Raw genomic sequence first — 13,455 nt, 5'->3', positions numbered from 1 at the left:
GTTCACGCTGTAAGTTGCTCGAATCCCTTAAGATGCTTGTTCAAAAAAGTGAACGGAATCGTTGCTTACTTTTTGATCCAGTGCATCATTTCACGCAATTGTCCGCCAACCACTTCGATTGGGTGTTCAGCTTCGTTACGACGTGTTGCTGTCAAGAACGCACGACCGGATTGGTTTTCCAGGATGAAGTCACGTGCGAATTTACCTTGTTGGATATCGGAAAGCACTTCTTTCATTGCTTTCTTCGTATCTTCAGTAACGACGCGAGGTCCAGTTACATAGTCACCATATTCCGCAGTGTTACTGATGGAATCACGCATGCTTGCAAGTCCGCCTTCATACATCATGTCAACGATCAATTTCAATTCGTGCAGACACTCGAAGTACGCCATTTCTGGAGCATATCCAGCTTCTGTCAACGTTTCGAATCCAGCTTTAACGAGGGCACTTACACCGCCACACAGAACCGCTTGCTCACCGAACAAGTCAGTTTCTGTTTCTTCACGGAAGGAAGTTTCGATAACGCCTGCACGTGTACAGCCGATACCTTTAGCATAAGCGAGACCGATGTCTTTCGCTTTACCTGTTGCATCTTTTTCGATCGCGATCAGACCAGGAACACCGAATCCTTCTACATAGGTACGACGTACCATGTGACCAGGGGACTTAGGAGCTACCAGCAATACATCGCTGTCTTTTGGAGCAACGATTTGGCCGAAGTGAACATTGAAACCGTGAGAGAAGAGCAATGCTGCACCTTTTTTCAGGTTTGGTTCGATTTCGTTTTTGTATACAGAAGCTTGTGTTTCATCCGGCAGCAAGATTTGAACCACATCTGCACGGCTAGTTGCTTCAGCCGGAGACAACACTTCAAATCCATCATTTTTAGCAGCGTCAAAAGATTTACCTTCACGAAGTCCGATGACTACGTTCAATCCGCTGTCACGCAGGTTTTGTGCCTGAGCATGACCTTGGCTACCATATCCGATCACCGCGATCGTTTTTCCTTTCAATACGCTAAGCTCTGCATCCTGTTCATAATAAGTAGTTACTGGCATGTTATAAGTCCTCCTTTGTATTGTAAAGAACCCTTCATTAATGAGCGGGTGTCTCAATGGACCGGTAGCCTTCACATCTTGGTAAAAAAACTGCCTGATCGATGCTGATTACCGTTGCATATGATCCGATCTGATCCGATCCGTTCAGACACCCGCTCGTTAATGCGGGGGTGTGGCTCTCTTTTCAAGCGTTACATCACTAAAATGTTACTTTACAGCAGTTACTGGACTGACACATTTGGATCAGATAGCATTTATTTTACGCTAACTGTGCAATTTCACAAGTAAATCATTGTGCTCATGTATGGATCAGCCCATTTTGGTTTCATTATACCTTTATACGTTGCCTCGTACCAATGCTGTTACGCCTGTACGGGACAATTCACGAATGCCATATGGCTTGAGCAGTTCGATCATCGCATCAATTTTATCCGTATCACCAACGGCCTGTACCATCAGACTTGCTGGGCCTACATCGACAACCGATGCACGGAAGGTTTCTACCACACCCAGAATTTCCGGACGTTCCGAAGGCTCTGCCTTCACCTTGATCAGCGCGAGCTCACGAGCAACCATCGGTTTCAGGCTAAAGTCAACCACTTTGATAACATCAATAATTTTATACAGCTGCTTCTCAATCTGTTCAAGTGTTTTGTCATCACCAATCGTCACAATGACCATCCGGGAAAGTCCTGGCTCTTCAGATTGACCTACTGTAATGCTTTCGATGTTATACCCGCGTCGACCAAACAATCCGGATACACGCTGAAGGACACCTGGCTGGTCGTTAACCAATATCGAAATCGTATGTCTTATCATTCTTCAGCATCTCCCATCAGCATTTGATCGATTGTTGCTCCTTGCGGAACCATTGGATATACATTTTCATCCTTGCGTACAACAAATTCTACAACGACTGGCCCTGGCGTATCCAAAGCTTCCTGCCAAGCGCGCTCAGCTTCTTCCTTGTTTGTTGCACGTAAACCCTTCACGCCGTAGGCTTCAGCCAACTTCACGAAATCAGGGCTTCCTGCCAGGTCGATATGGCTGTATCGGTTTTCATAGATCAGTTCCTGCCACTGGCGCACCATACCAAGAACCTCATTGTTGATGATTACAATTTTAACCGGAATGTTGTTGATCGCACAGATTGCCAGTTCCTGAGAACACATCTGCATCCCGCCATCTCCGTTAATGGAGATAACCAGTCGATCCGGATTCGCCATTTGTGCACCAATCGCAGAAGGGAATCCAAAGCCCATCGTTCCAAGTCCACCTGAAGTAACCCATGAACGCGGTTGATTAAATTTGTAATATTGAGCTGCCCACATCTGATGTTGTCCAACATCCGTTGTTACGATTGCTTCACCTTTTGTGGTATCGTTCAACAATTCAACCACCCATTGCGGTTTTAACACTTCATCCGAATCCGTGTAGGAATACGGCTTTTCCTGTTTCCACTGTTTGATCTGATCTCTCCAGGCATCGGCACGTTCAGCACGTCCAACTTCCTTATTAGCAATCTCCAGTACCGTTTTCACATCGCCTACGATCGGAATATCTGTCGCAATGTTTTTGCCGATCTCTGCAGGATCAATGTCGATATGAACAATTTTCGCATGTGGTGCGAATCCGTCCAGCTTACCCGTTACCCGGTCATCAAATCTTGCACCGATGTTAATGAGCAAGTCCGATTGCTGAATTGCCATGTTCGATGTGTAGGTTCCGTGCATTCCCGGCATTCCAGTCCAAAGCTCATGCCCGCTTGGGAAAGCGCCAAGTCCCAGAAGTGTTGTCGTGATCGGAATACCCGTCTTCTCAACGAACTCGAAAAGCGCTTCGTGTCCACCGGAGTAAACGACTCCGCCGCCAGCAAGAATCATTGGACGTTCAGCTTCCTGGATCGCTTGTGCCAAACGCTCAACCTGCAGCTTGTTCGGTACCGTCCGTGGATTGTACCCTCTCAATATAACAGGTTCCGTGTGTGGTTCAAACAATGTTTTGTTTGCAGACACGTCTTTTGGAATGTCGATCAGTACCGGTCCTTTGCGACCCGTGTTTGCGATATGGAACGCTTCATGAATGATACCCGGCAGATCTTTTACATCTTTGACCAGATAGCTGTGTTTGGTGATCGGCATTGTAATTCCCGTAATGTCCGCTTCCTGGAAAGCATCTGAGCCAATCAGGCTGGAAACAACATTACCTGTTATAACCACCAACGGAACGGAATCCATATAAGCTGTTGCAATACCGGTTACAAGGTTTGTGGCACCTGGACCGGAAGTCGCGATACAGACACCAACCTTGCCGCTCGCACGTGCATAACCATCAGCTGCGTGAATGGCACCTTGTTCGTGACGTGTAAGAACGTGTTTGAAATCTTCAAAGCCATACATTGCATCATAGATATACAACACGGCGCCGCCTGGATAACCAAACACACACTCAACACCTTCAAGCAGCAAACTTCTCAGCAGAATCTCGGAGCCGCTAATGACCTCCGGCTTCATCCATTTTTCACGTAATTCATCTGTCGATCGTACTTCTGGAATATGAGCTCCCATCAGTCATCCTCCTCTCGGAATTTACACCATTCTGACATTTAAAGTTACAAAAAAAACCTTCCATCCCTGCAAACAAGTTCATGCTTGCGAGGGACGAAAGGTTATCGCTTCCGTGGTACCACCCAACTTTGTCCGAAATTTCGCAATAACGGACCTTACCAGGTATAACAAAACGATGTTCAAACGAACAAAGTCGTCTCCCATACCTGTTGTCTGTAACGCAGACTTACGATTCTCCCTAATACGCATGGATTTGACGTTCCAATGCTTTTCAGGAAAACAGCTCCGAGGTGAGCTCGTATATAAGGGGTAATGGTGGTGGTTTCAGCAAATCCATCCACTCTCTGAGCAAAAGAGCCCTTAAAACTTCGTCCTCTTCATAGCCGATGAAATATTCTCGTTAAATGTTAGGAACATTATATGATTCCTCTAACCGATAAGTCAATACCTGTTTTTGATAAAAATATGTTAACCACATTTACACACGCTCTCCACTCTATGATTGCCCCAATGTCCGCCCTTCATGCAGTCACCTTTTATCTCGCACCAGGCATAAGATATACAGGCCGCACGACCGGCCTTGAAAGGAGGCCCCGCATGATCATTCGTCAGCGTTTATCCAAACTGGATGACGGCGCAATTATGAAGCTGATTGACACACAGCTTGTTCCTTTATCACATATGAGCGAGAAGGAAATCCATAAAATACGCAAAGAAATACCCCTGCGAATGAACAGGGGCATGACCTTTGTAATCTCGCCGGAGCCAAATAAACCTGCTGTGGCATTCATTCATTTTCTCATGCACGGAGAACTGCTTTACGTTGATATGATGGCCGTTAGTTCGAAAGAGCAACGTAAACGTTACGGACAGACGTTACTGCATGAAGCAGAGAACTTTGCGGTATCCCGTGGTTGCAAAAAATCCAAAGTCATGGTGGATGAAGGCAATACCAAGGGTAATCAATTCTATCAAAAAAACGGCTATCAAAACCTGAGATATATCCTGATCAGTCGCTGTTACGAAATGGAAAAAAGACTCTAGTCGCTTTTAGAAAAATCCAGGCGGTCTCGGTCCGGGACCATAAGGACCATATCCTGGGCCTGGGCCGTAACCCGGTCCAGGTCCATAACCAGGGCCGTACCCTTGGCAACAATCAGGTTTCGGACCTGGACCATACCCTGGTCCGAATCCCGGGCCCTGTCCATAAGCGTAAGGTAAGGTCGCAATGGCCAGCAGATCAAATAATACCAAAGGCAAGATGGCTTTGGTACGTACTTTTTTTCCACCTAAATGCTTGAGAACGAGTTTGTTACCTGATACTTTTAACAGTTTCCCCGTAACCCGAGTACCGTCTTTCTTGACCGCAACTATGTTTTTGCCTATAAGTTTCATCGCTGCAGTACGCGTAACCTGTTTTCTCATACTATCCCTCCTCCTCGGATCATTCAAAACAGTGTATTCGTCCATGACCGAATTCGCCTGTTTCTTTGTCCCTACCGAAAAAGTTGGGTACTACAATGGAGCGCACAAAAAAAAAGACCCGCTCAAAATCGCAGGTCTTTTCTCGAAATTATGTTTTGGACACCAAATGATATCCGGTTTGCTAAAGTTACCTTTTACCAGGATCATAAGGTTCGCCCAGCGCAGATGGAGCCGAAGAACGTCCAACCGCAGCCACCAGAACGATGATCGTAAGCAAATAAGGCAACATGAAAATAATTTCCTGGGGAATACTCTGTGACCATTCAAACAATTGCACATAGTTACGGATCGCTTGAGAGAATCCAAAAAATACAGCCGCGCCAAAAGCACCGATTGGATTCCATTTACCAAAGATCATCGCTGCAATCGCAATGTAACCTTGACCGGAAACGGTATTATGCGAAAACGTACCTGTTGTTGTCAATGTAATGGCTGCTCCACCAATCGCCGCAAGCGCACCACTGATCATAACAGCAACGTAACGGTAACGACGAACTTTAACCCCGACAGTATCCGCCGCGCTTGGATGTTCACCTACAGAACGCAGACGAAGTCCAAACGGTGTTTTAAACAAGATGTAGTATGTCAGGAACACAAACAAAATCGCCAGATACGTCGTTGGATATACATTCTTGAAAAATGCTTCTCCAAGCAAAGGAATATTTTCGAGAAACGGCACATTGAATTTGCTGAAGCCTTGTACCAAAGGTGAGTCACCTGAACCTTCAAACAGCAGTTTTACCAGATACAATGTACTTCCTGCCGCCAAAAAGTTAATGACGATACCACTGATAATCTGATCAGCTTTGAACGTAATCGATGCTACAGCGTGAATAAGTGAAACGAGCACGCCAAGCACGATGGCGACCAGTACCCCCATCCAAGCCGAAGTTGTCCCGCCCATACCTGCTTCCTGAGCATAGTGAGCACCAATGCCGGCAGCAAACGCACCAAACACCATGAAACCTTCAAGTCCGAGGTTCGTTACCCCGGATTTTTCCGAGAAAATCCCGCCAAGGGAAGCAAAAATCAATGCCGTAGCAAAGACAAGCGTCGTATTGATAATTTGCCCGATTGTCAACAAGTCCATCTACAACACCTTCTCTTTCTTGCGCTTGGAATAGAACGGTTTAAGTACCCAGCGCACGATGCCTTGTGCGGCAATGAAGAAGATAATCGAACCGATGACAATCCGAATAATCTCAGGTGGTACATCCGCAGCAAAGCTCATTCCTGCAGAACCGTAAGTAAGCGTACCAAAGAGCAACGCACCAAGTAACACTCCAAACGGATGATTCAGACCAATCAAAGCGACTGCGATCCCGTCAAACCCCGTGCCTGGCGAACCTGACATTACGGTCTGATACTGGAATACCCCGAGAACCTGGAACGCTCCGCCAAGCCCAGCAAGCATACCACTGATAAACATCGCTTTGACGATATTCCGGTTAACATGCATACCTGCATATTCCGCCGCATTCGGGTTGTAACCGACGGCACGGATTTCATAACCCTGCTTTGTTTTCCACATGTAAATATAAAAGAGTACCGCCATCACAAGAGCAATCAACGTTCCCATATGAACACGTGAATTACCCATCAATTCAGAAAGCCAAGTCAAACTGATTGAGGCAGAATCGCTAATATTAACGGAACGGTTTTCCCCTTGCAATAACAGAAATTGACGTACGATCAGATTAGCCAAGTACAGACCAATCCAGTTCAGCATGATACTGCTGATTACTTCGTTAACCCCACGTGCAGCTTTCAAATAGCCAGCAATTGCGGCCCACAGTCCGCCAAATACAGCACCTGCAATCAGTGCAAGTGGTGCGTGAATATAAATAGGCAGACCTGTAAACTTCACACCTACAAATGTAGCTGCTGTCATGCCTACGAGAAACTGTCCTTCTCCACCGATATTAAACAATCCGGCACGAGCCGCAAAAGCAAACGCAAGCCCCGTCATGATGAGCGGTGTCATTTCCCGCACAGCTTCCCCGAAGTTGTACATATCCCCAAATACCTTTTTGAACAAAGCACCGTATGCTTCTATCGGGTTATATCCACCAATTAGCATAACAATCCCGCCGAGAATAAGTCCCATCAGAATCGCTACAACTGGCAAAATAAATGAATCTCGGGTAAACCATTTTAACACTTTATTCATGCACAGTACCTCTCTTTTGGGTGCTGCCCGCCATCATCAAGCCAAGCTCCCTGTCATTGGTTTCTTCCGGCAGCACCTCGCCAACGATCTGTCCTTCATAGATAACCGCAATGCGATCGGAAACGTTCATGATCTCGTCGAGTTCAAACGAAATCAACAAAACAGCCTTCCCCTGATCGCGCTGAGCAATCAATTGCTTTTGCACGAATTCGATAGCCCCCACGTCCAGTCCACGGGTTGGCTGGGCGGCGATCAGGAGTTCAGGGTTTTTATCCACCTCACGGGCGATAATCGCTTTCTGCTGGTTTCCTCCCGACAAGGAACGTGCCTTCGTTTCGATGCTTGGTGTGCGCACGTCGAATGCTTCTACCAGCCGCTTTGCCTGTTTTTTGATCGCGTCAAAGTTCAGGAAACCTTTGCGCGTATATGGCTCTTTGTAATATGATTCCAGAACGATATTTTCGCTCACCGAAAAATCCAGAACAAGCCCATGCTTATGTCGATCTTCTGGAATATGAGCAACGCCCGCTTCTGAGATGTGACGAGGAGAGTGATTGGAAAGCTCTTTTCCTTCCAAACGGATCGATCCGCTATCCACTTTACGCAAACCTGTCAAGGCTTCAATCAATTCACTTTGACCATTACCGTCTACCCCGGCAATACCAACAATTTCTCCAGCACGCACATTCAGGTTCAGATCGTTCAGAACCGAGATACCCTCTTTATTTTTAGCGGTTAACTTACTAACTTCAAGCACATTAGCTCCAGGTGTAGCAGGTTTCTTATCCACTTTAAACGTAACGTTGCGGCCAACCATTTTCTCTGCCAATTCATTCGGATTGGTTTCCGAAGTTTTGACCGAATCAATGACTTTACCACGACGAATAATCGTAACGGTATCCGAAATTTCCATAATTTCTTTCAGCTTGTGTGTAATCAGGATGATTGACTTGCCTTCTGCGACAAGCTTTTTCATAATAACCATGAGCTCTTTGATTTCTTGCGGCGTGAGTACCGCTGTAGGTTCATCAAAGATCAGAATGTCCGCACCGCGATATAACGTTTTAACAATCTCAACACGCTGCTGCATTCCGACAGAGATATCGTGAATTTTGGCGTGAGGATTTACTTTGAGTCCATATTGCTCGGACAAGCGCTGTACTTCTGCAGCGGCCTTTTTATAGTTAATATTGAGACCCTTTGTAGGCTCGGATCCCAAGATAATGTTCTCTGTTACCGTGAACGGCTGCACAAGCTTAAAGTGCTGATGCACCATACCGATGCCAAGATCGATCGCCCGGTTCGGACTGTCAATGATGACAGGTTTGCCATTCACTTCAATGGAACCTTCATCTGGCTGATAGAGACCAAAAACAATGTTCATCAATGTTGACTTACCAGCGCCGTTTTCGCCCAGTAGAGCATGAATCTCGCCTTTCTGAAGCTGAAGGCTGATGGCGTCGTTGGCAACAATGCCTGGGAAACGCTTCGTTATCTGTTTCAACTCAACGACGGGGGTTGCTGCACCCATGTAATCACCCTTATAACTGATATAGTTTGGTTCCACAAACGAAAGAAAAGCTCCTACTCGGAGCACTATTGCAATGGTTGGATTGTACAAATGTTATAATGCCTTGATCAAATGTTCCTGCCTTTACAATCACAAGGCCGGTCAAGACCGGCCCGGATGATTATAATACAGCAGATATCAAAATGACTACGAATTCGTATTACTCAGTAGGTACTTTGATTTCGCCGCTGATGATTTTTTCTTTGTATTCGTCAACTTTAGCCAGAACTTCTGGTTTTACATTTTTACTGGAAGTGTCCGCAATACCTACGCCGTTTTCTTTCAGCGTCAGATTCTCGGCTCCACCAGCAAATGTACCGTCAACAACTTCTTTATTCACGCGTTTAACCGCTTCGTCTACTTTTTTGATCATGGAAGTCAGTGTTACTTCATCGCCGAATTCAAGGGATTGGTCTTTGTCTACACCGATAACCCATACATCTTGACCTTGTTTTTTACGAGCAATCGCTTCATTGAACACACCGTTACCTGTTGCACCGGAAGCGTGGAAAATGATGTCAACGCCTTTGTTGTACAATGTAGCTGCCGCTGCTTTACCCAAGTCAGGCTTGTCAAAAGCACCTGTATAGTTAGAGATGAATTCAGCTTTAGGGTTTACTGCTTTAACCCCTTCTCTGAAACCAACTTCGAACTTTTTGATCAGCGGGCTATCCATACCACCTACGAAACCAACTTTATTTGTTTTTGTTGAAAGACCAGCAACAACACCAACCAGGAAAGATCCTTCTTCTTCAGCGAAGGTTACGGATTTCACGTTAGGTGCATCCACTACGCTGTCGATGATCGCCAGTTTAGCATCAGGGTTTTGCTCAGCTACCGTTTTGATGGCATCAGCCAGTTGGAAACCAATACCCCAAGTCAGAGTGTATCCACCTTTAACAAATTCGTTCAAGTTAGGAATATATTCTTCATCGGATTTACTTTGCAGGTATTTTACTTTTGCACCTGTTTCAGTTTCGGTTGCTTGCAGTGCTTCCCAAGCCGATTGGTTAAAGGATTTGTCGTTTACGCCGCCTACGTCAGTAACCATACCGATTTGAACATCGGATTTGGCTTCAGTGGAAGTTCCACCGTTATCTCCTCCGGCATTTGTTTCTTCTTTCGGTTTGCTTCCGCATCCTGCCAGCATAACCGATACTGCCAGCAACATTACCAGAGACAGGCTAAGCATTTTTTTCATTTCTCTTTTTCCCCCTTAATAATATGTCCCTTTCAAATCTCGTCTGCACTGCTCGGCTCAACAGATATAAAGAACAGGTTAAAAGCGAAATGTTTCGCCAATGGCTCACTAAAAGCGTATTCCTATAGACGATACATCTGTTCATCTGTCGAAAAACCGAACATTATGACCCGAAAAGAAAAATTTAGGACTGGCCTACTAGAGGTGATTATACAATCAACCAGTGTTAAAATCCAGATGTATAATCACCAAAAACCACTTATTTTTGTACTTTTTTTATTGAAAGCGCTTAATAATTTAGCGTTTTAACACACTAACGTTACAGCGATGTGATGTTATATAACGAAAATATCACATTCACTTCAAACTTTCTGTAAAACCACTCTAATCCATTTGTACTTTTGTACCGTTCGTGTTTTATGTAATGCCACGCTGTGTTATTCACCAACGGCGTTCCATCGTTGCTATCACTTCCAGCTTTTCGATATGTTTAGGTTGTTCTTCCTAAGGCATTTTTATTCTCAAGCCCGTAAAAAAAGCCGCCATAGGTACGGCGGCTTACTTCATACAGATTTAAGCGTTGATTTTGCCTTTAGCTACAGTAGCCAAAGAGTTGAACGCATTGATGTCATTAACGGCCAGATCAGCCAACATTTTGCGGTTCATGTCTACACCAGCAAGTTTCAATCCGTGGATCAATTTGTTGTAAGACAAACCGTTCATACGTGCTGCAGCATTGATACGAACGATCCACAGTCTGCGGAAGTTACGTTTTGTGTTGCGACGGTCACGGTATGCGTATACCAAGGATTTCATTACTTGCTCATTAGCTGTTTTAAAGATACGGTGTTTGGAACCGAAATAACCTCTTGCCAGTTTCAAAACCTTTTTATGACGACGACGTACTACAAAACCGCCTTTTACTCTTGCCATATTAAAGAACCTCCCAAATAAATATAAATGTATCCGTGGTATGTGTATGGCCGAAGCCAATCCCCCGTACGGAATCTACTATTTTGAATTAACCTTTCAGGTTAGCCAAACCTTGTTTCAAACGTCTCACGTCGCCAGCAGCCATTACAGGGTTGCCGTTCAAAACGCGCTTAGCACGTTTGGATTTGTGAGAAAGCAAGTGGTTTTTGTGAGCTTTGTAACGAAGGACTTTACCGGAACCGGTAATTTTGAAGCGTCCTTTCAAACTGCTGTGTGTTTTCATTTTAGGCATGTTGTGTTTCCTCCTCCAATGTTATCAGGCTTTAGGAGCCAAGATCATAATCATACTGCGGCCTTCCAGTTTCGGTTGACGTTCAACGGTACAAAGTTCTGCAACTTCCACCTTAACGCGTTCCAAAATCTTTTGGCCAATAGACGCGTGTGCAATCTCACGTCCGCGATAACGAACGGAGCATTTCACTTTGTCGCCTTCTTTCAAAAACTTAACTACATTACGAAGCTTCGTTTGATAATCGTGCTCCTCAATATTGGAACGGAACCATACTTCTTTAATATCAACAATTTTCTGGTTCTTACGGGCTTCTTTTTCTTTCTTTTGTTGCTCATAGCGGAATTTGCCATAGTCCATGATGCGGCACACCGGCGGTTTAGCCTGCGGGGCCACATTAACCAGGTCCAAGTTCAGGTCAATTGCCATTTGAAGTGCTTCACGAATGGGAGTGATCCCGATTTGTTCTCCTTCAGCTCCGACAAGGCGTACTTCCTTCGCCCGAATCTCGTCATTAATCATGTGATCTTTACTAATAACCGTCCACCTCCAGGTCATTTTGAATATCCTGTTACACAAAAATAAAAGGGATGCCGGTCAAGCTACCGACATCCCTGTAATCAACACAATTCTTCATGAGTATACACTTCATAAATTATTGGGATCGTTGACCAGCCAACGTATGTCGGTCAGGTGAGAAGTCGGACTTCTGCTTGTGATTCCATTTTGCTATTTGTTTAACGCACTTGAATACTATAACATCTGCCAACACACATTGTCAACATACAAAACACTTTTTTTTGTAAAAAGAATGTGACAACATTCATAGCTATGCAAAGGTTCACCAATTAATCTATCCAAAAGTTAGCCTTGTTTGCTCTGTACTTCATCCAGACGCACAACACGTGTATGTTGCGTGTGGCTCCATTGTTTGTTGTTTTGCGTAAAGAACGCATAAAACGTAATTGGATACCATGACAACAAATAAATCGGGAACAGAATCAGATACAGATACACTTTAGCAAACTTAACTTTTTCGAGTGCCATAGACAACAGGAACGTTAACACGTTCATGCCGATCGCTATGAATCCAACCCACAATGGGAAATATCCATAAATGTTAGCGATATGCGGGCCGTCCAATACATAAATATCGATTGACATTACAGCCGTCAACAGGAAAGTAAGCAACACCACATACACATTGGCACCATATACAGCAAGGTCAAACTTCACGAGACTTCTTTCTTTAATGGACTGCCATAACAATGGGAAGAAGTATCTTCTCGCTACCGTAAAGTGCCCTTGCATCCAGCGCAAACGTTGTCTAGCTGAAGCTTTAAATGTCAATGGTTTCTCATCGAAAACCTTGGCATCATAGTTAAACACCGGATACACATTACGCTGTACACTTCGCATCGTAAACTCCAGGTCTTCCACAAGGCTTGTAGCGCCCCAGCCAATTTCTTTTAGCAGATTGGTCTCGAAGCACATCCCTGTACCGCCGAGGAAATTCGCCATGTTCAGGTTGTGACGAGACAACTGCCACAGCCGGTTGATATACCAGTACGATACACCATAAGCCGCAGTGATCCATGAATCTTCAGGATTTTTCGTATCGATGTATCCCTGAATAACACGTGCTCCATTGCACAAGTCATTATTCATTTCAAGCAAGAAGTTTTGCTCAACCAGATTATCAGCATCAAGCATAACAACCGCATCATACTGGCGAGGCAAATCCCACAGGTATTTGAGCATCCACTCGATAGCGTGCCCTTTACCTCTCAAGTCTGGATTCGTACGTACACATGCATTCCAGCCATGCTGACGAACGATTTCTGCCGTGCTATCTGTACAGTTGTCACAGATGACAAACACATCGTACAGATCTCTCGGATAGTCCAGTTCCTTCAGGTTTTCCATCAACGCACCGATAACTTGTTCCTCATTGTGAGCAGCAACCAGCACAGCAAATGATTTTGTTGCAGGATAATTTTTCTTTTTCTTTTTCTTATACAGACCGAACAGCGAAAACGTGAATTGGTACACGGCAAGCAGCGCCAGAATGACCTGCAGCGTGACGAATATAGCGTCCAACATCGTTCTCTGTTACCCCCTTTTAGATAAAACCCAGATTACTTTAGTATTTCTCTTCCTCATTCTGCATTTTATTTTTTTT

General features: G+C 44.9%; 13 protein-coding genes. 1 reads left to right on the top strand and 12 read right to left on the bottom strand.

Annotated features, from left to right (window positions below):
* Positions 1-65: 65 nt before the first annotated feature.
* The 3 genes from ilvC to ilvB form a co-directional block, all read right to left on the bottom strand.
* Positions 66-1,058: a ketol-acid reductoisomerase gene (gene ilvC / locus Q9R46_RS04060; RefSeq protein WP_090922211.1), complete on the bottom strand. Its 993-nt coding sequence runs from the start codon at positions 1,056-1,058 to the stop codon at positions 66-68.
* Positions 1,059-1,394: 336 nt separating this feature from the next.
* A complete protein-coding gene (gene ilvN, locus Q9R46_RS04055; protein WP_090922209.1) occupies positions 1,395-1,877 on the bottom strand; it encodes an acetolactate synthase small subunit in 483 nt (160 codons plus the stop codon).
* Entirely contained in the window at positions 1,874-3,625 is a 1,752-nt protein-coding gene (gene ilvB, locus Q9R46_RS04050; protein WP_145328920.1) for a biosynthetic-type acetolactate synthase large subunit, read from the bottom strand. Before ilvB ends, ilvN begins: the two co-directional genes overlap by 4 nt.
* Positions 3,626-4,225: 600 nt before the next feature.
* Between ilvB and Q9R46_RS04045 the strand changes: the two genes are divergently transcribed.
* The gene (locus Q9R46_RS04045) at positions 4,226-4,669 is read left to right on the top strand and encodes a GNAT family N-acetyltransferase (protein ID WP_397351755.1); all 444 of its coding nucleotides are present in this window, start codon (positions 4,226-4,228) and stop codon (positions 4,667-4,669) included.
* A gap of 6 nt (positions 4,670-4,675) precedes the next feature.
* Here the strand turns inward: Q9R46_RS04045 and Q9R46_RS04040 are convergent, their stop codons facing one another.
* The 9 genes from Q9R46_RS04040 to Q9R46_RS04000 all read right to left on the bottom strand — a co-directional run bounded on the left by Q9R46_RS04040 (position 4,676) and on the right by Q9R46_RS04000 (position 13,376).
* Positions 4,676-5,050, bottom strand: a complete 375-nt coding sequence (locus tag Q9R46_RS04040; RefSeq protein WP_186331508.1) for a hypothetical protein — start codon at positions 5,048-5,050, stop codon at positions 4,676-4,678.
* Positions 5,051-5,237: 187 nt separating this feature from the next.
* Positions 5,238-6,200, bottom strand: coding sequence for an ABC transporter permease (locus tag Q9R46_RS04035; RefSeq protein ID WP_145328915.1), 963 nt, complete (start codon positions 6,198-6,200; stop codon positions 5,238-5,240).
* Positions 6,201-7,280: an ABC transporter permease gene (locus Q9R46_RS04030; RefSeq protein WP_145328913.1), complete on the bottom strand. Its 1,080-nt coding sequence runs from the start codon at positions 7,278-7,280 to the stop codon at positions 6,201-6,203.
* Positions 7,273-8,811: an ABC transporter ATP-binding protein gene (locus Q9R46_RS04025; RefSeq protein ID WP_145328911.1), complete on the bottom strand. Its 1,539-nt coding sequence runs from the start codon at positions 8,809-8,811 to the stop codon at positions 7,273-7,275. The genes Q9R46_RS04030 and Q9R46_RS04025 overlap by 8 nt, the downstream gene beginning before the upstream one ends.
* 199 nt (positions 8,812-9,010) lie before the next feature.
* A complete protein-coding gene (locus tag Q9R46_RS04020) occupies positions 9,011-10,051 on the bottom strand; it encodes a BMP family lipoprotein (protein WP_311279062.1) in 1,041 nt (346 codons plus the stop codon).
* Positions 10,052-10,624: 573 nt separating this feature from the next.
* The gene (rplT, locus tag Q9R46_RS04015; RefSeq protein ID WP_017689664.1) at positions 10,625-10,984 is read right to left on the bottom strand and encodes a 50S ribosomal protein L20; all 360 of its coding nucleotides are present in this window, start codon (positions 10,982-10,984) and stop codon (positions 10,625-10,627) included.
* Between the two features lie 88 nt (positions 10,985-11,072).
* Entirely contained in the window at positions 11,073-11,276 is a 204-nt protein-coding gene (gene rpmI, locus Q9R46_RS04010) for a 50S ribosomal protein L35 (protein WP_017689665.1), read from the bottom strand.
* A 24-nt stretch (positions 11,277-11,300) separates the two neighbouring features.
* The gene (gene infC, locus Q9R46_RS04005; RefSeq protein ID WP_145332711.1) at positions 11,301-11,795 is read right to left on the bottom strand and encodes a translation initiation factor IF-3; all 495 of its coding nucleotides are present in this window, start codon (positions 11,793-11,795) and stop codon (positions 11,301-11,303) included.
* A gap of 342 nt (positions 11,796-12,137) precedes the next feature.
* A complete protein-coding gene (locus tag Q9R46_RS04000) occupies positions 12,138-13,376 on the bottom strand; it encodes a glycosyltransferase family 2 protein (protein ID WP_090922190.1) in 1,239 nt (412 codons plus the stop codon).
* Between the last annotated feature and the right edge of the window lie 79 nt (positions 13,377-13,455).

The organism is Paenibacillus sp. RRE4, assembly GCF_031844205.1.
Lineage (GTDB): Bacteria > Bacillota > Bacilli > Paenibacillales > Paenibacillaceae > Paenibacillus > Paenibacillus xylanexedens_B.
This window is presented reverse-complemented; position numbering and strand designations above follow the sequence as displayed.

What these genes read in the sequence shown, in the direction of transcription:
- ilvC (WP_090922211.1), bottom strand. Translation starts at nt 1,058, where the DNA reads ATGCCAGTAACTACTTATTATGAACAGGATGCAGAGCTTAGCGTATTG.
- ilvN (WP_090922209.1), bottom strand. Translation starts at nt 1,877, where the DNA reads ATGATAAGACATACGATTTCGATATTGGTTAACGACCAGCCAGGTGTC.
- ilvB (WP_145328920.1), bottom strand. Translation starts at nt 3,625, where the DNA reads ATGGGAGCTCATATTCCAGAAGTACGATCGACAGATGAATTACGTGAA.
- Q9R46_RS04040 (WP_186331508.1), bottom strand. Translation starts at nt 5,050, where the DNA reads ATGAGAAAACAGGTTACGCGTACTGCAGCGATGAAACTTATAGGCAAA.
- Q9R46_RS04035 (WP_145328915.1), bottom strand. Translation starts at nt 6,200, where the DNA reads ATGGACTTGTTGACAATCGGGCAAATTATCAATACGACGCTTGTCTTT.
- Q9R46_RS04030 (WP_145328913.1), bottom strand. Translation starts at nt 7,280, where the DNA reads ATGAATAAAGTGTTAAAATGGTTTACCCGAGATTCATTTATTTTGCCA.
- Q9R46_RS04025 (WP_145328911.1), bottom strand. Translation starts at nt 8,811, where the DNA reads ATGGGTGCAGCAACCCCCGTCGTTGAGTTGAAACAGATAACGAAGCGT.
- Q9R46_RS04020 (WP_311279062.1), bottom strand. Translation starts at nt 10,051, where the DNA reads ATGAAAAAAATGCTTAGCCTGTCTCTGGTAATGTTGCTGGCAGTATCG.
- rplT (WP_017689664.1), bottom strand. Translation starts at nt 10,984, where the DNA reads ATGGCAAGAGTAAAAGGCGGTTTTGTAGTACGTCGTCGTCATAAAAAG.
- rpmI (WP_017689665.1), bottom strand. Translation starts at nt 11,276, where the DNA reads ATGCCTAAAATGAAAACACACAGCAGTTTGAAAGGACGCTTCAAAATT.
- infC (WP_145332711.1), bottom strand. Translation starts at nt 11,795, where the DNA reads ATGATTAATGACGAGATTCGGGCGAAGGAAGTACGCCTTGTCGGAGCT.
- Q9R46_RS04000 (WP_090922190.1), bottom strand. Translation starts at nt 13,376, where the DNA reads ATGTTGGACGCTATATTCGTCACGCTGCAGGTCATTCTGGCGCTGCTT.